This is a genomic window from Brevundimonas poindexterae, from assembly GCF_020524625.1.
Taxonomy (GTDB): domain Bacteria; phylum Pseudomonadota; class Alphaproteobacteria; order Caulobacterales; family Caulobacteraceae; genus Brevundimonas; species Brevundimonas poindexterae_A.
Map to the genome: position 1 here is coordinate 387,257 of NZ_JAIVLL010000002.1, position 18,684 is coordinate 405,940.

21 protein-coding genes are annotated in these 18,684 nt (G+C 67.9%); 9 read left to right on the top strand and 12 right to left on the bottom strand.

All coding sequences use genetic code 11. From position 1 onward, the window contains the following. Window positions 1–8: 8 nt before the first annotated feature. Both LC068_RS08205 and LC068_RS08210 read right to left on the bottom strand, forming a co-directional pair. The gene (locus tag LC068_RS08205; protein ID WP_226636201.1) at window positions 9–434 is read right to left on the bottom strand and encodes a hypothetical protein; all 426 of its coding nucleotides are present in this window, start codon (window positions 432–434) and stop codon (window positions 9–11) included. Window positions 435–506: 72 nt separating this feature from the next. Continuing rightward, window positions 507–1,241, bottom strand: coding sequence for a 3-deoxy-manno-octulosonate cytidylyltransferase (locus LC068_RS08210; protein WP_226636203.1), 735 nt, complete (start codon window positions 1,239–1,241; stop codon window positions 507–509). Window positions 1,242–1,428: 187 nt separating this feature from the next. Between LC068_RS08210 and LC068_RS08215 the strand changes: the two genes are divergently transcribed. Then, window positions 1,429–2,130, top strand: a complete 702-nt coding sequence (locus tag LC068_RS08215) for a c-type cytochrome (protein ID WP_226636205.1) — start codon at window positions 1,429–1,431, stop codon at window positions 2,128–2,130. Window positions 2,131–2,143: 13 nt separating this feature from the next. Here the strand turns inward: LC068_RS08215 and LC068_RS08220 are convergent, their stop codons facing one another. Both LC068_RS08220 and LC068_RS08225 read right to left on the bottom strand, forming a co-directional pair. Continuing rightward, window positions 2,144–2,920 (bottom strand): C40 family peptidase, encoded by a 777-nt coding sequence (locus LC068_RS08220; protein WP_226636207.1) that lies wholly within the window; start codon window positions 2,918–2,920, stop codon window positions 2,144–2,146. A 74-nt stretch (window positions 2,921–2,994) separates the two neighbouring features. Then, window positions 2,995–4,389: a leucyl aminopeptidase family protein gene (locus tag LC068_RS08225; RefSeq protein WP_226636210.1), complete on the bottom strand. Its 1,395-nt coding sequence runs from the start codon at window positions 4,387–4,389 to the stop codon at window positions 2,995–2,997. 91 nt (window positions 4,390–4,480) lie between these two features. On the opposite strand from LC068_RS08225, the gene LC068_RS08230 reads away from it, so the two are divergent. From LC068_RS08230 to thrS, 4 genes are all read left to right on the top strand, one after another. Further along, on the top strand, window positions 4,481–5,245 hold the full coding sequence (locus LC068_RS08230; RefSeq protein WP_226636212.1) for a tetratricopeptide repeat protein: 765 nt from the start codon (window positions 4,481–4,483) through the stop codon (window positions 5,243–5,245). A gap of 39 nt (window positions 5,246–5,284) precedes the next feature. Continuing rightward, entirely contained in the window at window positions 5,285–5,761 is a 477-nt protein-coding gene (locus tag LC068_RS08235) for an iron-sulfur cluster assembly scaffold protein (RefSeq protein WP_226636214.1), read from the top strand. A 72-nt stretch (window positions 5,762–5,833) separates the two neighbouring features. Continuing rightward, window positions 5,834–6,112 (top strand): membrane protein insertion efficiency factor YidD, encoded by a 279-nt coding sequence (yidD, locus tag LC068_RS08240; protein WP_226636217.1) that lies wholly within the window; start codon window positions 5,834–5,836, stop codon window positions 6,110–6,112. Next, window positions 6,109–8,040, top strand: a complete 1,932-nt coding sequence (gene thrS, locus LC068_RS08245) for a threonine--tRNA ligase (RefSeq protein ID WP_226636218.1) — start codon at window positions 6,109–6,111, stop codon at window positions 8,038–8,040. Before yidD ends, thrS begins: the two co-directional genes overlap by 4 nt. Here the strand turns inward: thrS and LC068_RS08250 are convergent, their stop codons facing one another. Further along, window positions 8,041–8,250, bottom strand: coding sequence for a hypothetical protein (locus LC068_RS08250; RefSeq protein ID WP_226636220.1), 210 nt, complete (start codon window positions 8,248–8,250; stop codon window positions 8,041–8,043). A 100-nt stretch (window positions 8,251–8,350) separates the two neighbouring features. Here LC068_RS08250 and LC068_RS08255 point away from each other — a divergent pair, with 100 nt between their 5' ends. Beyond that, window positions 8,351–9,073, top strand: a complete 723-nt coding sequence (locus LC068_RS08255; protein WP_226636222.1) for a Crp/Fnr family transcriptional regulator — start codon at window positions 8,351–8,353, stop codon at window positions 9,071–9,073. A gap of 71 nt (window positions 9,074–9,144) precedes the next feature. Continuing rightward, window positions 9,145–9,645: a YciE/YciF ferroxidase family protein gene (locus LC068_RS08260; protein ID WP_226636224.1), complete on the top strand. Its 501-nt coding sequence runs from the start codon at window positions 9,145–9,147 to the stop codon at window positions 9,643–9,645. A 55-nt stretch (window positions 9,646–9,700) separates the two neighbouring features. Here LC068_RS08260 and LC068_RS08265 read toward each other — a convergent pair whose 3' ends face one another. The 7 genes from LC068_RS08265 to LC068_RS08295 all read right to left on the bottom strand — a co-directional run bounded on the left by LC068_RS08265 (window position 9,701) and on the right by LC068_RS08295 (window position 16,722). Further along, a complete protein-coding gene (locus LC068_RS08265) occupies window positions 9,701–10,078 on the bottom strand; it encodes a hypothetical protein (RefSeq protein ID WP_226636225.1) in 378 nt (125 codons plus the stop codon). Window positions 10,079–10,154: 76 nt separating this feature from the next. Further along, the gene (locus tag LC068_RS08270) at window positions 10,155–10,676 is read right to left on the bottom strand and encodes a hypothetical protein (protein ID WP_226636226.1); all 522 of its coding nucleotides are present in this window, start codon (window positions 10,674–10,676) and stop codon (window positions 10,155–10,157) included. 83 nt (window positions 10,677–10,759) lie between these two features. Further along, window positions 10,760–12,157, bottom strand: coding sequence for a dihydrolipoyl dehydrogenase (gene lpdA, locus LC068_RS08275; protein ID WP_226636227.1), 1,398 nt, complete (start codon window positions 12,155–12,157; stop codon window positions 10,760–10,762). Continuing rightward, window positions 12,154–12,609, bottom strand: a complete 456-nt coding sequence (locus LC068_RS08280; RefSeq protein WP_226636228.1) for a hypothetical protein — start codon at window positions 12,607–12,609, stop codon at window positions 12,154–12,156. Before LC068_RS08280 ends, lpdA begins: the two co-directional genes overlap by 4 nt. 20 nt (window positions 12,610–12,629) lie before the next feature. After that, entirely contained in the window at window positions 12,630–14,363 is a 1,734-nt protein-coding gene (locus LC068_RS08285) for a 2-oxo acid dehydrogenase subunit E2 (protein WP_226636229.1), read from the bottom strand. Window positions 14,364–14,365: 2 nt separating this feature from the next. Continuing rightward, window positions 14,366–15,487, bottom strand: coding sequence for an alpha-ketoacid dehydrogenase subunit beta (locus LC068_RS08290; RefSeq protein WP_226636230.1), 1,122 nt, complete (start codon window positions 15,485–15,487; stop codon window positions 14,366–14,368). Between the two features lie 2 nt (window positions 15,488–15,489). After that, a complete protein-coding gene (locus LC068_RS08295; RefSeq protein ID WP_226636232.1) occupies window positions 15,490–16,722 on the bottom strand; it encodes a 3-methyl-2-oxobutanoate dehydrogenase (2-methylpropanoyl-transferring) subunit alpha in 1,233 nt (410 codons plus the stop codon). 144 nt (window positions 16,723–16,866) lie between these two features. Between LC068_RS08295 and LC068_RS08300 the strand changes: the two genes are divergently transcribed. Beyond that, complete coding sequence (locus LC068_RS08300) at window positions 16,867–17,355, top strand: Lrp/AsnC family transcriptional regulator (protein WP_209119065.1); 489 nt, start codon at window positions 16,867–16,869, stop codon at window positions 17,353–17,355. 10 nt (window positions 17,356–17,365) lie between these two features. Then, entirely contained in the window at window positions 17,366–18,682 is a 1,317-nt protein-coding gene (locus LC068_RS08305; RefSeq protein WP_226636234.1) for an SMP-30/gluconolactonase/LRE family protein, read from the top strand. Window positions 18,683–18,684: the final 2 nt, after the last annotated feature.

The window sequence follows — 18,684 nt, forward strand, 5'->3', positions numbered from 1 at the left end:
GGCGGGCGTCAGTTGTAGACGCCGACGCCCCAGTTGCAGGTGCCGTTGCAGCCCGGCATCTGGACCTCGACGGTGTAGCGACCGGCGGTCGCCGCCTCGAACACGACCAGCGGCACATCGTCGTCCTCGAAGTCGCGGCCCACCTCGCGACCCGACGAATCGCGCACGATCAGGTCGACGTCGCTGCAGTTTTCATCGCAGACACCGATGAAAGCCACAGGGCCGGCCGGGGCCTGGAGAGTGGCAGTGGCCGAAGCCCCCTGGCTGAGGCGGCCCGCCACCTTCCCCTGCATCGTCAGGTCGGCCTCGCTGGAGACCCTGTCCAGCAGGAGATCCACCAGCCCGGCACCGGAGGGGTCCTGGGCCTGGGCCGAAACGCCCGGCGCCATGACGGCGAAAGAGAGGGCCGCCGCGGCGGCAAGGGACTTCAGCATGGTGTTCTCCATAAATGATGCATCTTTGTGCCACTGTCCCGGTCCGGCGACAAATGACGAAACCCTTCCGGATCAGCCTGAAATCGCCGCCTGGGCGCGGGCGGCGGCCAGGTCATCCGGATTGTCCACCGACAGGGGCGCATCGGCGATCACGGCGGCATGGATCTGCAGGCCCATTTCAAGCGCCCTCAGCTGCTCCAGCTTTTCGCGGCGCTCCAGCGGCGACGGCGGTGCAGCGCAGAAGGCTTCCAGCGCTGCGCGGCGATAACCGTAGAGGCCGATATGCCGCCATACCGGCCCGTCGCCGTAGAGGGTAGAGCGGGTGAAATAGAGGGCCCGGCCCTCGGTGCCTTCGGGCGCCATGGCCAGCACCGCCTTGACCACATCGGGATTCGCCCGGTCCGCCGCGCTGCTCTCGGGGGCCACGAGGGTGGCGATATCGCAGTCGGGATGACGGGCCAGAAGATCCACACAGGCCCCGGACAGCCCCGGATCGGCGAACGGCATGTCGCCCTGGAGGTTGACCACCACATCATGCCGCCCTGCCGGGTCGATGGCATCCAGCGCCGCGCGGATGCGGTCCGAGCCGGACGGCAGGTCCGGGTCGGTCAGCACGGCCTGCCCCCCGTCGGCCTTCACGGCCTCGACGATTTCAGGGTCGCCCGCCGCCACGGCTACGGCCAGCCCCGAGGCCCTCGCCTGACGGCTGGCGCGCACGATCATGGGCACGCCGCCGATGTCGGCCAGCGGCTTGCCGGGCAGTCGCGTCGCGGCCATGCGCGCAGGGATGAGGATCAGCGGAGTCATGAGGGATCGTAAGGGCTCTGGAGGAGGGGCGCGGCAGGCGGGGTCTTTGGTCGCAGCCGGGCGGGAAACCCAACCGGACAGTTGCGAAGGCCGTCTTACCGTGTCAGAGACGCGCACGCGAAACAATGCCTGCCACCCTGCCACCGGCCGGGGATGCGGGCCCTTCAGATACGGGACTGACGACCGGATGAGCGGCGACCTCGAGTTGAACAAGATTTTCGGTGCGGGCCTGGCGACGGTCTTCACGATCCTGGTGGTCCAGCAGGCTTCGGGCTTTGTCTACAAATCCGAGCCCGCCCACGAGATGGGCTACAAGGTCGACATCCCGGAAGGCGGCGCTGAAGGCGGCGCCGAAGCCGAGCTGCCGCCGGATTGGGGCACGCTGATTCCGGTCGCCGATCTGGCCGCCGGTGAAGCCGCCTTCGCGCGCTGCACGGCCTGTCACACGATCGAATCGGGCGGCGCCAACAAGATCGGCCCGAACCTGTACGGCATCGTCGGCCGTCCGGTCGCCAGCCACGCCGGCTTCGCCTATTCGGACGCCATGGTCGCGCACAAGGCCGTCGACCCCACCTGGACGCTGGACGCCCTGGACCACTTCATCACCGCCCCGGCGCGCTATGTGTCGGGCACCAAGATGTCGTTCGCCGGCCTGCGCGACACCGAAACCCGCGTGAACCTGATCGCCTGGCTGATGAGCCAGGGCTCCAGCGGCTATGCGGTCCCGGCACCCGATCCCGCGCGTCAGCCCGGTGCTGCAGCCGGTGAGCCGGGTGAAGCCGGCGAAGGCGTGGAGGCGGCCCCGATCGAGGGTGCGGCCGGTCAACCCGCTGTTGAGGACAGCCCGGCGGCCCCGCCGGCTGCGGACAGCGCCCCGACGGGCGGCTGATACCGAATCTCTTCTAGAGTCGTCTGATGATCAGCGCGTCGAAGCCCTCGGCGCGCTGATTCGTATCCGCTTCGTCCAGCGACTGTCGGCACACCGATCCCGCGCGTCCGCTGGCGTGGATGACGGTCGCGGCATCGAGGGCGATGGCGGAATGTCCGGTCCAGCCCGGGCCCCCTTCGGCGTGCCGCCAGAGGATCAGGTCGCCCCGCTGAACATCGTCCCGCGCAACCGCCCGGCCCAGCTCGGCCTGGCCTTCGGTATAGCGGGGCGCCGCCCGGCCACAGGCCATCAGGCAGGCCTGCACCAGAGCCGCGCAATCCATGCCGTCTTCAGTTCGACCGCCCAGACTGTGCGGCACATCGATCATCGATTCGGCCACGGCAGCGAGGTCGGCCTCGAACTCTCCCAGCGGCATGAGGACCACATCCCCGGCCGCATCCCGGGTCGGATCGACCAGACTGTTGAACGGCAGGACTCCGCCGGGGGCCGCCACGCGGTGGCTGGGCGTCCCTATGCCGGCCGTCAGATCCGCTTCGGCAATCCAGCCGATCACGCCATCCCGGCGCGAGCGTCCCCAGTGGCGTCCGCTTTCGACCAGAAGGCTGTCGAACGCTTCTCCGAACAGAAGCTGCGAAATACGGTGGCCGTCGTCGTCCAGAATGTCCGCCACGGGGCCGGAGGTGCGGAAGACCTCGGTCGCGCGGTAGGCCTTCGCGCGCACCAGCCCTTCCACCGCCGCTTCGGCGAGGTCGGGTCGGGTCAGCAGGGCGGAGGGTTCGGCGTGGATCATTCCGGCGGGACAAGGACAGCTGTGACGCTGCACCCTGACTCACAAGGCCGAAGGTCACGTTAACGCGCGGCCCCTCAGGCCGGATAGCGGGCCGCCAGCATGTCGAAACAGGCGCGGATGGCCTGGACCTCGCTGCCCTGTGGCCATCCGGGCCGACCCCGCGGGTTCCAGGCGAAGATGTCCATATGCGCCCAGGCCCCGGTCCCGGGGGCGAAGTTCTTGAGGAACAGGGCCGCCGTCACCGATCCGGCCTGGGCCCAGGCGGCCGAGTCATTCCTGAGATCGGCGATGTCGCTATCCAGCGAGTCGGCATAGGGCGCCCACAGGGGCATGCGCCACACGGGATCGCGGACCCGGGCCGAGGCCGCAAGGAGGTCGGCGGCCAGCGCCTCGTCATCCGTATAGAGCGGCGGCAGGTCGGGCCCCAGGGCCACGCGCGCCGCGCCGGTCAGGGTGGCAAAGTCGAGGGTCAGGTCGGGCTCCAGCTCACCGGCCCGGGCCAGGGCGTCGGCCAGGATCAGCCGTCCCTCGGCATCGGTATTGCCGATCTCGATCGACAGGCCCTTGCGGCTGGACAGGACATCGCCGGGGCGGAAGGCGTCGCCCGACACGGCATTCTCGACCGCGGGCACCAGCAGCGCCAGCCGCACGGACAGCCCCGCCCGCATGACCATCCGGGCCAGACCCAGCGCATGGGCCGCGCCGCCCATGTCCTTCTTCATGAAGCGCATGCCGGCGCCAGCCTTGAGGTTCAGGCCGCCGGTGTCGAACACCACACCCTTTCCGACCAGCGCCACGAGGGGAAGGTCCGTGCGCGACCGGTTCCAGTGCATCTCGATCATGCGCGGCGCGCGGGCGGCCACGGCGGCGCGGCCGACGGCGTGGACGGCGGGATAGTTGGCCTCGAGCAGGGCCTCACCCTCAATGACCGAGATTTCAGCGCCGGATTCCTCGGCGATTTCCCGCGCCAGGGTCTCGATCTGTAGCGGCCCCATGTCGGCGGCCGGGGTATCGACCATCTCGCGCACCAGATCGCAGCTGCGCGCCGTATCCTGCACCCGGTCCACATCCACGCCGTCCGGCGCGACCAGACGGGCGCCGTCGTCCTGCGCCGGCTTGGTGTAGCGATCAAAGGCGTAGCGGCCGAGGCAGAAGGCCAGCGTGGCCAGGTCCGCATCGCCGTCCGGCAGGCCGTCCAGCCGCCACAACCCTTCCGGCAGCCGGGCCGCCAGCCCGCGCAGGGCGATCGGGTCAAAGGTCTCGCCGGTGCCGAACAGGGCCTCCGTCAGTTCGCCAGAGCTGTCGGCACAGAGCAGCAACCGCCCGGCCTGGCCCTTGAACCCGTTGGCCTTCGCCCAGACACCGGCCGGTCCCTCAAGAGCCGTATCGCGGGGCACCAGACGCACGGGCCGCGCCGATGCGGCTTCCGGACTGTCGGCGGCGATCACGAGAGGCGGGCGACGGGACATGATTTCTCCACGGTATCGGCGGGGTTAACGAAGGATTGACCGAAGCGGCCCACCCTCATGGTGACCTGAACCCTATCGCCGGGAACGCTCCATGTCGCGCCCACTTCTGCTGATCGCCGCCCTCGCCGCTCTCGCCACGCCCACCGCCCTGATGGCCCAGGACCGCCAGCCCGCCTCGGCCGAGACGCGGGCCACCTATGAGCGGATGGATCCGCTCAGCCGGTCGCTGTTCTGGCAGCAGGAGTTCGAGATCAACCCGGCCGATCCCATCGCCGGAGTGCGGCTGGCACAGGCGCTCAGGGAACTGGGTCAGTATGATCAGGCCGTCGAGGCCGCCGACAAGGTGCTGATCGTCCAGCCCGACAATACCGAGGCCATGATCGAGCTGGGCCGGGCCCACATTGCACGCGGTCAGGCCTTCTACGGCATTGCCGCGCTGGAGCGGGCCCGGGACCTGCTGCCGGGAGACTGGCGGCCGTGGTCGCTGCTGGGGGTCGCCTATCAGCAGGTGCGCCGCGAGGCCGATGCCCAGGCGGCCTGGGCCGAGGGGCTGCGCCTGTCGCCCGACAATCCGTCCATCCTGTCGAACATGGCCATGGTGCACCTGACGGCCGGGGACCTCCCGGGTGCGGAAACCTTGCTGCGGCGTGCTGCCGCCCAACCCGGCGCGGGCCTGCAGGTCAAGCAGAACCTGGCGCTGGTCGTGGGCCTGTCCGGCAATATCGGCGAGGCCGAGGCCATCCTGCGCCGTGAACTGCCGCCCGCCCAGGCCGACCAGAACCTGGCCTGGATTCGCGAGCGCGCTGCAGGCCCGGTCGCCGCCGGCGGGGCACGCACCTGGCAGTCGCTGCAGTAGGCGGTTTCGCCCGCCCGGCCCCGGTCCTATATTCGGCTCATGATCGACGACCTCTACAGTGCCCGCATTCTGGGGCTGGCGGCCAATCTGCCGCATGCCGGGCGTCTAGCCGCGCCCGAGGGCACGGGCGAGCGCGTCGCCCGCCTGTGCGGATCGCGCGCCGTCGTCGATGTCGTTCTGGATGACGCGGGTCGGGTCGCCGACTTCGCCCAGGACATCAAGGCCTGCGCTCTCGGTCAGGCGGCCGCCGGCGTGATCGGCGAGGCCGCGATCGGCGCCACGGCCGACGAGATCACGGCCGCTGCGGCGGCCCTCACCGATATGCTGAAGGCCGGCGGCGAGGGTCCGGAGGGCCGGTTCGAGGGCCTGCGGGTGCTGAAGCCCGTTGCCGACTATCCCCAGCGTCACGCCTCCACCCAGGTGGCCATGGGCGCCTTGCTGGATGCCGTCGACATGGCCTTGGCCACCCGCGACACGCCCGAGGCCGAGCGAACTCGCCGCGCCGGAGCGGCCTGATCCGCCCGGCTCTCCCCGACCTTGCCCGCGGTGCTTGCCCGGGCGGACGATGCGGGGGATAAGCGCGGCGACATGGCATCCGGCGAAACCCTTTACGAACGCGGCGTCCGCGCGGCCCACCGGGGCTACAAGCTGACCCTGTCGCCCCTGATCGGGCAGTCGTGCCGGTTCCTGCCCACCTGCTCCGACTATGCCCGCGACGCCCTGATCACCCATGGGCCGGTCCGGGGCGGGTGGCTGACCGTACGGCGCCTGTGCAAATGCCATCCTTTCGGAAGTTCGGGCTACGACCCGGTTCCGGCGCGGGATCCCTCCCCTCCCGCGATCCAGACAACGAAGACAGACAGATGATTGACCTGAAATTCCCCGACGGTGCCGTCCGCCAGTTCCCGTCCTCGACGACGGGGCGCCAGGTGGCCGCCTCCATCTCGTCCTCGCTGGCCAAGAAGGCCGCCCTGGTCGAGATCAATGGCGAGCAGCGCGACCTTGACCGTCCGATCGAGTCGGGCGGCGACTTCCGCCTGATCATGCGCGACGATCCCGCGGCGCTGGAAACCATCCGCCACGACGCCGCCCACGTGCTGGCCCAGGCGGTGCAGGAGCTGTTCCCCGGCACCCAGGTCACCATCGGCCCGGCCATCGAGGACGGCTTCTATTACGATTTCCACCGGGAAGAGCCCTTCTCGACCGACGACTTCGCCGCGATCGAGAAGCGCATGGGCGAGATCGTCGACCGCGACGAGAAGCTGGTGCGCGAGGTCTGGGACCGCGACGAGGCCATCATCTACTTCGACAGCATCGGCGAACGCTTCAAGGCCGAGCTGATCCGCGACCTGCCCGAGAACGAGGTCATCACCGTCTATCGCACGGGCAAGTGGCTGGACCTGTGCCGCGGCCCGCACTTCCCCTCGACGAAGTTCGTGGGCAAGGCCTTCAAGCTGACCAAGCTGGCCGGGGCCTACTGGCGGGGCGACCATCGCAATCCGCAGCTGCAGCGAATCTATGCGACGGCCTGGGCCTCCAAGGAGGACCTCGAGGCCCATCTGAAGCGTCTGGAAGAGGCCGAGAAGCGCGACCACCGCAAGCTGGGCCGCGCCATGGACCTGTTCCACATGCAGGAAGAGGGCCGCGGCATGGTCTTCTGGCACCCGAAGGGCTGGGTGCTTTGGCGGGTGATCGAGGCCTATATGCGCCGCCGGCTGGACGCGGCCGGCTATGTCGAGGTCAAGACGCCCCAGGTTCTGGATCGCAAATTCTGGGAGGCCTCGGGCCACTGGGACAAGTACCGGCCGAACATGTTCGTCTGCGAGACGGTCGAGGGCGAGGAACTCAGCCTCAAGCCTATGAACTGCCCGGGCCACGTGCAGATCTTCGATCAGGGCCTGCGGTCCTATCGCGAACTGCCGCTGCGCATGGCCGAGTTCGGCGCCTGTCACCGGTATGAGCCGTCGGGCGCCCTGCACGGTCTGATGCGGGTGCGCGGCTTCGTCCAGGACGACGCCCACATCTTCTGCCGCGAGGACCAGATCGTCGACGAGACCGCCCGGTTCATCGATCTGGCACGCAGTGTCCACGCCGACCTCGGCATGGAGACGGCCTACATTAGCCTGGGCACCCGCCCCGAGGTCCGTGCGGGTACGGACGAGTTCTGGGACAAGGCCGAGGCCCAGATGGCCGAGGCCGCCCGGGCCGCCGGCACCGAGCCGGTCGTGACCGAGGGCGACGGCGCCTTCTATGCGCCCAAGCTGGATTTCGTCGTCAAGGACGCCATCGGCCGCGAGTGGACCTGCGGCACCATCCAGCTGGACTATGTGCTGCCTGAACGTCTGGGTGCGGAATATGTGGGCGAAGACGGCGCCAAGCACCGGCCGGTCATGCTGCACCGGGCGATCCTGGGCTCGTTCGAACGCTTCATCGGCATCATGATCGAGAACTATGCCGGGGCCTTCCCCCTGTGGCTGGCCCCGGTCCAGGCCGTGGTCGCCACCATCGTCTCGGACGCCGACGACTATGCGAAGGAGGTCGCGGCGAAGTTCAAGGCGGCAGGCCTGCGCGTCGAGACCGATCTGCGCAACGAGAAGGTCGGCTACAAGGTGCGCGAACACTCGGTCGGCAAGGTTCCGGTCATCGCCGTGGTCGGCAAGAACGAGGCCGAGGAGGGCAAGGTCGCCCTCCGCCGCCTGGGCTCGCAAGGCCAGGAGATTGTGTCGGTCGAGGAAGCCATCCGCATCCTGACCGAAGAGGCCACGCCGCCCGACCTGCGTCGCAAGGCCGGCTGATCAGCCGGGCCTGACCTCAGGGGATCGCGTCGCCCGCACCGTGCCGATACGCATGTCGTCGCACAGGACATGGGCCGCGATCCCGCTGGCATGGGTGCGCAGCAGGGCCTCGGCCTCCTTCAGCGCCTCGTCGTCGGTCGCGGCGTTGAGGGGCTCGACATGGGGGGTGCCCATGATGTCCCTCTCGATGAAGCAGAAATAGGTCTTCACGCGGCCTCCCGGTCTGCGTGTGGAATATCACGGTGTGGTCGCCCGGAAAGTTCGGTCGGTGACACTGGCACTCAAGCGTGGCGTTGAGCGTTGCCATTGCATGACCCAGCCGCATGAGCCCCGCCCCGAGAACCGCTTCATCGCCACCCTGTCGCCCGAGGAAGCCGCCGCCCTGCGGCCGCTGCTGCGGCGGGTCGAGGTGACCTTCGACCAGATCGTGGTCGATCAGGGGGCGCCCATCACCGAAGTGCATTTCCCGATCGACGCGCAGTTCGCCAATCTGATCCGGTTTCCGGACGGCAGCGCGGTCGAAACCGCCGTGGTCGGCCATGAGGGCCTGACGGGACTGGCACCCTTCATGGCCAACCGCCCCAGTTCCTGGGAGATCGTATGCCGGGCGACGGGCACCGCCTGGGTCGCCAGCGCATCGGCCCTGAGGGCGCTGGCGCTTGAGCGGCCCCGCCTGATGAACCGGCTGCTGATCCTGACCGATCTGTACCAGGCGCAGGCCGCGCTGAACGGCGCCTGCAATGCGCTCCACCCCATCCCCGACCGGATCGCCCGCTGGCTGCTGACGGCATGGGACCTGTCCCCCCACGAGAGCCTTGCCTTCCGGCAGGAAGAACTGGCGCGACTGATCGGCACGCGCCGGTCGACCATCAGCGAGGCTGCCTCCGAGCTGAAGCGGCGCAAACTGATCGCCTATGGCCGGGGCGTGATCCGGATCACGGACCGGGCCGGCCTCGAGGCCGCGGCCTGCGATTGCTACCGCATGCTGCGTCCCCGTATGGACGCCGTGCTGGGGGTGGACGGTCAGGCCTGAGCCCGGTTTCCGACATAGGAACCGGCTGTGCGCGGCAAGGTTGTTGTGGTCTGCCTCACAGGAGAACACCCATGGCCGACAAGACCCTAGAGAACCTGTTCCACGACACCCTGCGCGACATCTATTACGCCGAGCGCAAGATCCTGAAATCGCTGCCCAAGATGAAGCGGGCGGCGCAGTCTGAAACCCTGAAGGCCGCGTTTGAGAAGCACGAGGGCCAGACCGAAGGCCAGATCGAGCGCCTGGAAAAGGTGTTCGAAATCATCGGCAAGACCCCGCGCGGCAAGACCTGCGACGCGATCAACGGCATCCTCGATGAGGGCGACGAGATCGCCGAGGAATACAAGGACAGCCCGGCGCTGGACGCCGGCCTGCTGGCCGCCGCCCAGGCCGTCGAACACTATGAGATCACGCGCTACGGCACACTGAAGCGCTGGGCGACCGTTCTGGGGCTCGACGACGCCGTCAAGCTGCTCGACGAGACGCTGGAAGAGGAGTCGCAGACCGACGAGGATCTGACCTCTATCGCCGACGCCAGCATCAATGAGGCCGCTCTCAAGGACGCGGCCTGAGCCAGGGATCGGGACCGGCCGTCAGGGCCGGTCCCGTCTCCATCATGCGACAGGATCAGCCGCTGACGTAGGCGATGGTGAATTTGCCGTCGACATAGCCGCCGATGCCCCAGGTCAGCATCTGGCCGCTCTCGAAGAAGACGTCATAGGTCTCGACGCGGCTTTCGCCCTCGCCCTCGGCGCTGACGAAGCTCATGTCCTTGACCGGGCCCAGGGACTGCAGGGCCGGACCGATCTGATCGATCTGGTCGTTGCAGGCATTCAGCAGGTCAGCCGCCATCACGTCGGCCGGGCATTCGCCGTCGGCGGTCGAGGCGATCATTCGCCCCAGCGAGGCGCGATACTCGCCGTCCGTGGCGGCATCCTGGGCCTGGGCGGCGCCCGCGAGCGCCAGACCGGCCACCACGGTCGCCATCATCATCTTCAAACGCATAGCTATCTCCTTGAAGCTGGAGGCCACGATGCGGCAGGCAGCCCGCCCACTCAAGTGAAAGCGCGGTAATGGGAGGCTAGTCTGAACCCGAAGTCGCCATGTCGCGCACGCTCACGGCAAACTCCCGCGTACTGACGTGCGGCTCCGGCTGGAGGCGGGAATTCCGCTCGCAGACCCGTGGCGCCACGACGGTGATGGGGCCGAAGTTCGGGTACCAGTCCTCGTCAACCTCCTCCGAGGCGACCAGATTGCCCGACCGGTCGTATTTGGAGAAGCGGTCAGCTGTGAATCGATTGCGGGCGCAGTCGATCACCAGTGCGGCGATTTCGTAGTCGTATTCGACGAGCGGCTCATTCGGGACGATGATGCTGGCGGGTATGCCGTTTTCAATCGGGCGCAAGGGCAAATCCGACCGGATAGTCCTGACGCGGACGATATCTCCGTCGCGGCTCCGGGAAGCATGATCCCAGCCAAAGGCGGCAATGCCGTCCTGCCCCGCGTAGCGCCAGTCGCCCGTGTCCTCCTGGGCTCTGGCCGGTTCCGCCATCGACATGATGGCAAGCCCGACCGTGGCCGTGGCCACTACATACCGCGCCATTATCCCCTCCCTTTCATGACCGACGGGCAGAGCCCACGGCGAAACCCCTTGAAGCTCGCAGGCCTTGCATGGACGCGCGCCCCCTAGATGTGGATGGCGTGGCCCAGCGCCCGCAGGCTGGCCTCGTGGAAGGCTTCGCCCAGCGTCGGGTGGACGTGGATCACGCCGGCCACGTCTTCCAGCACGGCGCCCATCTCCAGCATCTGGGCAAAGCTGTTCGACAGCTCCGACACATGCTGGCCGACGGCCTGGATGCCGAGGATGCGGTGGTCGGTCTTTGACGCGATCACCCGGACAAACCCGCCGTCGTCGCCCGCCTCGATGGCCAGGGCCCGGCCGATGGCCATGAAGGGGAAGACCGAGGTGATGACGTCATCGCGGCCCTCGACCTCCTGCGGACCCAGCCCGGCCGAGACGATTTCCGGCTCGGTGAAGCAGACGGCGGCGATGGTCACCGGATCGAAGGTCCGGTCGTGGCCGGCCAGGATTTCCGCGACCACCTCGCCCTGGGCCGAGCCCTTGTGCGCCAGCATGGGTTCGCCGGTCAGGTCGCCGATAGCCCAGACATTCCGCATCGAGGTGGCGCAGCGGTGGTCGATCTTCACAAACGGACCGGCCATGGCCACGCCCATATTCTCGAGGCCCCAGCCCTTTGTGCGCGGCCGACGGCCGACGGTGACCAGCACCTTGTCGGCCTTGAGCTTCAGCGCCTCGCCGTCCTTGTCGGTGACATTCAGGGCGCCCTTCTCGAACGACCCGGCCCTGGCCCCCAGCAGCAGCTTCACGCCGTGTTTCTCCAGCCATTTGGTGACCGGATCGGTCAGGGCCTTGTCGTAGAGTGGCAGGATGCGGTCGGCCATTTCGACCACCGTCACCTCGGCGCCCAGCTTGCGGAAGGCTATGCCCAGCTCCAGGCCGATATAGCCCCCGCCGACGACCACCAGCTTGCCGGGCACCTTGTCCAGCGACAGGGCTTCGGTCGAGGAGATCACATCGCCGCCGAACGGCAGGAAGGGCAGCTCGACCGGCTCGGACCCCGTGGCCAGAATGACGTGCTCGGCGCTGATCGTGACATCGCCGTCGGCGGTCTTCACCGTGCAGGTCTTGGCATCGGAAAACTCGGCCCAGCCCTTGATGACCTTGACCTTGGCCTTCTTCAGCAGGGCCGCGACCCCGCCATTCAGTTTACGGACGATGCCGTCCTTCCACTCGACCGTCTTCGACAGGTCAACGGCGGGCTTCGACGCCGTGATGCCCAGCGTACCGCCGTCCGCCGCCCTGGCCACGGTCTCGAACTTGTTGGCCGCGTGGATGATCGCCTTGGACGGAATGCAGCCGACGTTCAGGCAGGTGCCGCCCAGCCCGTCGCCGCCGTCGACGAGGATGGTGTCGAGGCCCAGCTGGCCACAGCGGATCCCCGCGACATAGCCGCCGGTGCCGGCCCCGATGATGAGGACTTTGGTGGAGAGGGTCTGGGTCATTGGTTGCCCTGCGTAATAATGGCTATCAGGTCGCCTGCTCGGGCGCTGCCGATGGGCTCTGCATGAAAGACGGTGCGATCAACGACGAACAGCAGGACCCGATCTCCTACGGCGATATTCGGGTAGGTCCCAAGATTGCCGACTACGTCGCACATGGAAATATGCCACCGCGGATCGATTTCGATCGGCCAGGTACCCTGCACCGGGGAAACAGGATTGAATGACGGATACACCGCCCCCGGGGCTTCGATGCGGACCTCCGAGACCTCGGCGATCACAATGGAGTCGGCAACGCGAACCAGGCCCTCGTCAGCGCGTCGTTTCAGTTCCGCTTCGCTGGCCGGCGGCTGACCACGTGGAATGCGGCAGGCCATGGCTGGCGCGGCGGCGGTCATCACCGCCAACACCATAGCGCTGCCAAGAACAAGCTTTGAAGCGAGGGTTCGGTTCATCGGATCCGCCGCGCCATTCCTCACCCCATCCACAGCGTCGCCGGGTGTTCCAGCAGGCCCTTGATGCGCTGGACGAAGACTGCCGCGTCGTGGCCGTCGACGATGCGGTGATCGAAGCTGGAGGACAGGTTCATCATCTTGCGCACGACCATCTGGCCGTCCTTCACCACCACGCGCTCGGCGATCTTGTTGGGGCCGATGATGGCGACCTCGGGGTGGTTGATGATGGGCGTGTGAACCACCCCGCCCAGCGTGCCCAGCGAGGTAATGGTGATGGTCGAGCCCGACAGTTCCTCGCGTTTGGCGGTGCCGGCCTTGGCTGCGCCCGAGACGCGGGCGATTTCCTCGGCCGTGTCGTACGGATCGCGCGCCTCGGCATGGCGGACCACCGGCACCATCAGGCCGTTCGGCGTCTGGGCGGCGATGCCCAGATGGACGGCGTTGTGCGTCGTCAGCACCCCGCCCTCGTCGTCATAGTGGCTGTTGATGGTCGGCTGGTCGCGCAGGGCCACCACGATGGCGCGCGCGATGAAGGGCAGGACGTTCAGCTTGGGCTGGTCCTTCCTCCGCGCGGCGTTCAGGTGGGCGCGCAGCTCCTCGACCGCCGTCATGTCGATTTCCTCGACATAGGTGATGTGGGGGATGCGGCGCACGCTCTCGGCCATCTTCTCCGCGATCTTGCGGCGCAGGCCGATGATCTTGGTCTCGGTCGTGCCTTCGGCTTTCGTATAGGTCGAGCCGGATGATCCGGAGGCGGACGATCCGTGGCTGCTAGAAGCGACATAAGCGTCGAGATCGCCATGCTCAATGCGACCGGCCGGCCCGGAGCCCGGCACGAACTGCAGTTCGACGCCCAGGTCGCGGGCACGCTGGCGCACGGCGGGCGAGGCCAGAGGGCGCTCACCCCGGGTGGACAGGGTGCGGACGGGGTCAGAGCCCCTCCCCCTGGATGGGGGAGGGGTTGGGGTGGGGGTGGAGGTGGTGGCGGGTTTAGCGCTGGAGGCGGCGGAACCCGCGGCGGGCCGTTTGATGGCACCGTCACCCCCATCCCCAGCCCTTCCCCCATCAAGGGGGAAGGGAGCAGAGGCGGTGGACGCCGCCACATTGCCCTTGCCCTCGACCTTGAAGGACACCAGCGGCCCACCGACGGCCAGCTGCTGGCCGGGTTCGCCGTGCAGGGCGACAACCGTGCCCGCCACCGGGCTGGTCAGTTCGACGGTCGCCTTGTCGGTCATGATGTCGGCGATGATCTGGTCTTCCTCGACCGCGTCGCCGACCTTGATGTGCCAACCGGCCAGCTCGGCTTCGGCCGTGCCCTCGCCCACGTCCGGCAGTTTGAAGACATAGTTGGCGCCGGATGCGGGAGAGCCCGAGCCCCCCTCCCCGGCTGCGCCGGTACTCCCCCCGGTGGGGGGAGATTGAACCGCAGATCCTCCCCCATCGGGGGAGGGGGACCGCGAAGCGGTGGAGGGGGCATCGCTGCCATGAGACGCTGCCGCCGCATTCCCCGCACCCTCGACCTCGAACTCGACCAGCGGGCCGCGCACGGCCAGCATCTGGCCGGGCTCGCCGTGCAGGATGGTGACCTTGCCGGCCACCGGGCTGGTGATCTCGACGGTCGCCTTGTCGGTCATGACGTCGGCGACGATCTGGTCCTCGGCAACCATGTCGCCGACCTTGACGTGCCAGCCGACCAGTTCGGCCTCGGCGGTGCCTTCGCCCACGTCGGGCAGTTTGAACACATAGCGTCCCATGATCAGCGCCCTCCGTTCATGGTCGATTTCAGGGCCTCGGCCACCCGCTCGGGGCCGGGGAAATATTCCCACTCGAAGGCGTGCGGATAGGGCGTGTCCCAGCCGCAGACGCGCGCGATCGGCGCCTCAAGGTGATAGAAGCAGCGCTCCTGCACCAGGGCCGACAGCTCTGCTCCGTACCCGGAGGTTTTCGGCGCCTCGTGCACGATCACGCAGCGGCCCGTCTTTTTGACCGAGGCCTCGATGGCCTCGATGTCGAGCGGTACCAGCGAGCGCAGGTCGATCACCTCGGCGTCGACACCCGCATGCTCGCCCCCGGCCAGCGACACCCAGACCATGGTGCCCCAGGCCAGGATGGTGACGTCGGCGCCCTCCTTCATGATGCGCGCCTTGCCCAGCGGCACGGTGTATTTCTCGGTCGGAACCTGGGCCAGCTCCTGGGCCTTCCACGGCGAGACCGGCTTTTCGTGCCAGCCGTCGAACGGGCCGTTGTAGAGGCGCTTGGGCTCGAAGAAGATCGTCGGATCGTCGTCCTCGATACAGGCGGTCAGCAGGCCCTTGGCGTCATAGGGGTTGCTGGGCACGACGACCTTGAGGCCGGCGATGTGGGTGAACAGGCTCTCGGGGCTCTGGCTGTGCGTCTGGCCGCCAAAGATGCCCCCGCCATAGGGCGAGCGCACCGTGATCGGGCTGGTGAACATGCCGGCCGAGCGGTAGCGCAGCTTGGCCGCCTCACTGACGATCTGGTCATAGGCCGGGTAGATGTAGTCGGCGAACTGGATCTCGACGACCGGGCGCAGGCCATAGGCGCCCATGCCGATGGCGGTGGCGACGATGCCGCATTCGCTGATCGGGGCATCGAAGCTGCGGGTCAGGCCGTGCTTTTCCTGCAGCTTGTCGGTGACCCGGAAGACGCCACCGAAATAGCCCGCGTCCTCGCCGAACGAGAGCACGTTCGGGTCCTCGGCCATCTTGGTGTCGAGCGCAGAGTTCAGCGCCTGAATCATGTTCATCGGCACGGTGCCGCTGCCTGCGGCGGTCGATTTCGGCGCATGATCCTGATCGACCATGTCGGGCTCGATGCCGTCGTTGCGGTCGGCTTCGGTGAAGGTTTGCTCGCTCATCTTCAGACCCCCACTTCGCGGCGCTGTTCGACCAGACGCCAGTCCTCGGTCGCGAACACATCCTCGAACATCGTCTTCACGCTGGGCCGCGACTGGCCGAGCGTGCCGATGGCCTCGGACTCCTTGCCCGCCGCGCGGACCTGTTCGGCGGCGTCCTTCTCGGCGGCCTCCTGCTGTTCATCCGACCATTCGCCGAGCGCGATCAGGTGCTGTTTCAGGCGGGCGATCGGATCGCCCAGCGGCCATTTCTCGTGCTCGTCGCCGGGGCGATAGCGGCTGGGATCGTCCGAGGTCGAGTGCGGGGCGCCGCGATAGGTGAACAGCTCGATGACCGTGGCGCCGCGATTGGCGCGGGCGCGCTCCTCGGCCCACTGTGTCGCCGCCCAGACGGCCAGGAAGTCATTGCCGTCGACGCGCAGCGCCGGCAGGCCATAGCCGATCGCCTTGGAGGCAAAGGTGGTCTCCAGACCGCCCGCAATGCCCTGGAAAGAGCTGATGGCCCACTGGTTGTTGACGATGTTGAGGATCACCGGCGCGCGATAGACGGCGGCGAACGTCAGGGCGTTGTGGAAGTCGCCCTCGGCGGTGGCGCCGTCACCGATCCAGCTGATCGCCAGCCGGTCATCGCCCTTGTAGGCCGAGGCCATGGCCCAGCCGACGGCCTGCGGCACCTGGGTGCCGAGATTGCCCGAGATGGTGAAGAAGCCATAGTCGCGGCTGGAGTACATGATCGGCAGCTGACGGCCCTTGATGGGGTCCGAGGCGTTCGAATAGATCTGGTTCATCATGTCGACCAGCGGATAGCCGCGCGCGATCAGCAGCCCCTGCTGGCGATAGGTCGGAAAGCCCATGTCCTCGGCCGGCAGGATCATCCCTTGGGCGACCGCAATGGCCTCCTCGCCGGTGCACTTCATGTAGAAGCTGGTCTTTCCCTGGCGGTGGGCGCGGTGCATCCGGTCGTCGAAGGCGCGGGTCAGGACCATGGCCTTCAGGCCCCGGCGCAGGGTCTCGGGGTCCAGCTTCGGATCCCACGGGCCGACGGCCTTGCCGGAATCGTCCAGCACCCGGACCAGCCGGAAGGCCATGTCGCGCATCTCGTGCGGATCGGCCAGGGCGTCGGGCCGGGCCACGGCGCCGGCGGCATCCAGTTTCAGATGGCTGAAGTCGGGGGTGTCACCCGGACGGCCGGAGGGCTCCGGCACCCGCAGGGACAGGGGCTTGGTGTTCTTTTTCATCGTGGTTGCCGTCCGTTGATCCGTCAGCGTTTCCTCATCCCGCGATCTACCACGGGCGAACCGTGATTGCTCGCTCAAATCCGACCTTGATTTCCGCCCGATTGAGGTATTTTATTCCACCGAACAAAGATCGGGAGAAACGCATTGGCCGAAGAACTGGACGCGATCGACGCCCGCATCCTCGACATTCTCCAACACGATGCCGGGCTTTCGGTTGCGGATGTGGCCGAAAGGGTCGGTCTGTCGGCGTCTCCGTGCTGGCGACGCATCAAGAGACTGGAGGATACGGGCTACATCCGCAAGCGGGTGACCCTGCTCGATGCCGACAAGCTGGGCCTGGACTTCGAGGTCTATGCCATCGTCAAGCTCAACCTGCCGTCCACGGAAAATCTCGAGGTGTTCGAGAGCGCCGTCGCCAACTGGGCCGAGGTCGTCCAGTGCGCGACCATCACGGGCCGCGAGGACTATGTGCTGCGGATCGTCACCTCCGACATGCACGCCTTCGACAAATTCCTGCGCGAGAAGCTGCTGGCGCTGGGCATCGTCTCCGACTGCGAGAGCCACATCGTCACGCGCGGCGTGAAGAACGTCACGGCCCTGCCGCTCGGTATCGTCAGTCCGCATGTGAACTAGGGACACGACCATGGGGCGATCGGGGGGAGTGGCCTTCGGGCTGGCGGTGCTGGCGCTGACCGCGGGCGTGGCGAACGCGCAGACGCCGGAGGGCGAGGTCGCCGCCTTCCGCCACCACCGCGCCGCAGCCGTGACGGCACTCCGCGCCGAGAATCTGGACACCGCCGCCCGCGAACTGGCCGAGGCCGAGACCTTCATCCCCAACCATCCGGGCGTCATGATCCTGCAAGCCCGCGTGGCCGCCGCTCGTGGCGACGGTCTCGGGGCCCTGATCCACTACGGACGCTATGGCGGCGCGGGTCTGGTGTTCGATGTGGATGGCGAAGAGGCCCTCGCGGACCTGCGGACACAGCCGGACCATGCCGCGGCGGTCGAGGTCATCGCCGAGCTGATCCGCTCAAACAAGGCGCCGGTCGGGGCCGGAAGCCTCGAGCCGCTGTTCCGGATCGACGGCGCCGTTCTGGCCGAGAGCGTGGTGCGCGACCCGCGCCAGGATCGCTGGCTGGTGTCGCTGGTGGCGGGACGCACCATTGTGGCGGTCGCCGACGACGGCACGGTCACGCCCTGGCTTCAGCCGGATCCAGCGGCGTCCGGCATGGTCGGTCTGGCGGTTGACGAGGCGCGCGGCATCCTGTGGGCGACGACCGCACCCCTGCCCCCGGCTATCCATGGCCTCGCGGCGGACGACGTGCCGGCCACGGCCCTGCTGCAGATCGATCTGGAGACCGGCCGGGTGATGCGCGTGTATCCAGTGCCTGCCGATGACCGCGAGCACGGTCTGGGCGATCTGGTTCTGATGCCCGACGGGGCCGTGATCGTTTCGGATGGCCAGTCCGGCGATCTCTACAGACTGGCGGGGCCGGATCAGGCGCTGACCCCCTTCGTGACCGGCGTGTTCGGCTCCCCTCAGGGCCTGGCCGTCGTGCGCAACACCCTTTTTGTTGGCGATTACAGCTCGGGCCTGTGGCGCATGCCGCTGGACGGTGGAACGCCCGTGCCGGTCGCCCTGCCCCCGGACCAGACCTTGGTCGGGATCGACGGCCTGACCACGGACGGCACGCGGCTGTTCGCCATTCAGAACGGCGTAAACCCCCAGCGGGTGCTGCGACTGGTGCTCTATCCGAACCACGAAGAGGTCGGCATCGTCGTCGTGCTGGCCGCCAACCTGCCGGAGATCGAGGAGCCGACGACCGTGACCTTGGTCGACGGACAGCTTGTCTTCGTCTCGCGTTCGCAGTGGAATGGCTTTGACGACGATGGCGCCCCGCGCCAGACCGACCTGCCGCCCGCCCTGATTTCCCGACTGCCCCCGACCCCGGAGCCCTGACG

What these genes read in the sequence shown, in the direction of transcription:
- LC068_RS08205 (WP_226636201.1), bottom strand. Translation starts at nt 434, where the DNA reads ATGCTGAAGTCCCTTGCCGCCGCGGCGGCCCTCTCTTTCGCCGTCATG.
- LC068_RS08210 (WP_226636203.1), bottom strand. Translation starts at nt 1,241, where the DNA reads ATGACTCCGCTGATCCTCATCCCTGCGCGCATGGCCGCGACGCGACTG.
- LC068_RS08215 (WP_226636205.1), top strand. Translation starts at nt 1,429, where the DNA reads ATGAGCGGCGACCTCGAGTTGAACAAGATTTTCGGTGCGGGCCTGGCG.
- LC068_RS08220 (WP_226636207.1), bottom strand. Translation starts at nt 2,920, where the DNA reads ATGATCCACGCCGAACCCTCCGCCCTGCTGACCCGACCCGACCTCGCC.
- LC068_RS08225 (WP_226636210.1), bottom strand. Translation starts at nt 4,389, where the DNA reads ATGTCCCGTCGCCCGCCTCTCGTGATCGCCGCCGACAGTCCGGAAGCC.
- LC068_RS08230 (WP_226636212.1), top strand. Translation starts at nt 4,481, where the DNA reads ATGTCGCGCCCACTTCTGCTGATCGCCGCCCTCGCCGCTCTCGCCACG.
- LC068_RS08235 (WP_226636214.1), top strand. Translation starts at nt 5,285, where the DNA reads ATGATCGACGACCTCTACAGTGCCCGCATTCTGGGGCTGGCGGCCAAT.
- yidD (WP_226636217.1), top strand. Translation starts at nt 5,834, where the DNA reads ATGGCATCCGGCGAAACCCTTTACGAACGCGGCGTCCGCGCGGCCCAC.
- thrS (WP_226636218.1), top strand. Translation starts at nt 6,109, where the DNA reads ATGATTGACCTGAAATTCCCCGACGGTGCCGTCCGCCAGTTCCCGTCC.
- LC068_RS08255 (WP_226636222.1), top strand. Translation starts at nt 8,351, where the DNA reads ATGACCCAGCCGCATGAGCCCCGCCCCGAGAACCGCTTCATCGCCACC.
- LC068_RS08260 (WP_226636224.1), top strand. Translation starts at nt 9,145, where the DNA reads ATGGCCGACAAGACCCTAGAGAACCTGTTCCACGACACCCTGCGCGAC.
- LC068_RS08265 (WP_226636225.1), bottom strand. Translation starts at nt 10,078, where the DNA reads ATGCGTTTGAAGATGATGATGGCGACCGTGGTGGCCGGTCTGGCGCTC.
- LC068_RS08270 (WP_226636226.1), bottom strand. Translation starts at nt 10,676, where the DNA reads ATGGCGCGGTATGTAGTGGCCACGGCCACGGTCGGGCTTGCCATCATG.
- lpdA (WP_226636227.1), bottom strand. Translation starts at nt 12,157, where the DNA reads ATGACCCAGACCCTCTCCACCAAAGTCCTCATCATCGGGGCCGGCACC.
- LC068_RS08280 (WP_226636228.1), bottom strand. Translation starts at nt 12,609, where the DNA reads ATGAACCGAACCCTCGCTTCAAAGCTTGTTCTTGGCAGCGCTATGGTG.
- LC068_RS08285 (WP_226636229.1), bottom strand. Translation starts at nt 14,363, where the DNA reads ATGGGACGCTATGTGTTCAAACTGCCCGACGTGGGCGAAGGCACCGCC.
- LC068_RS08290 (WP_226636230.1), bottom strand. Translation starts at nt 15,487, where the DNA reads ATGAGCGAGCAAACCTTCACCGAAGCCGACCGCAACGACGGCATCGAG.
- LC068_RS08295 (WP_226636232.1), bottom strand. Translation starts at nt 16,722, where the DNA reads ATGAAAAAGAACACCAAGCCCCTGTCCCTGCGGGTGCCGGAGCCCTCC.
- LC068_RS08305 (WP_226636234.1), top strand. Translation starts at nt 17,366, where the DNA reads ATGGGGCGATCGGGGGGAGTGGCCTTCGGGCTGGCGGTGCTGGCGCTG.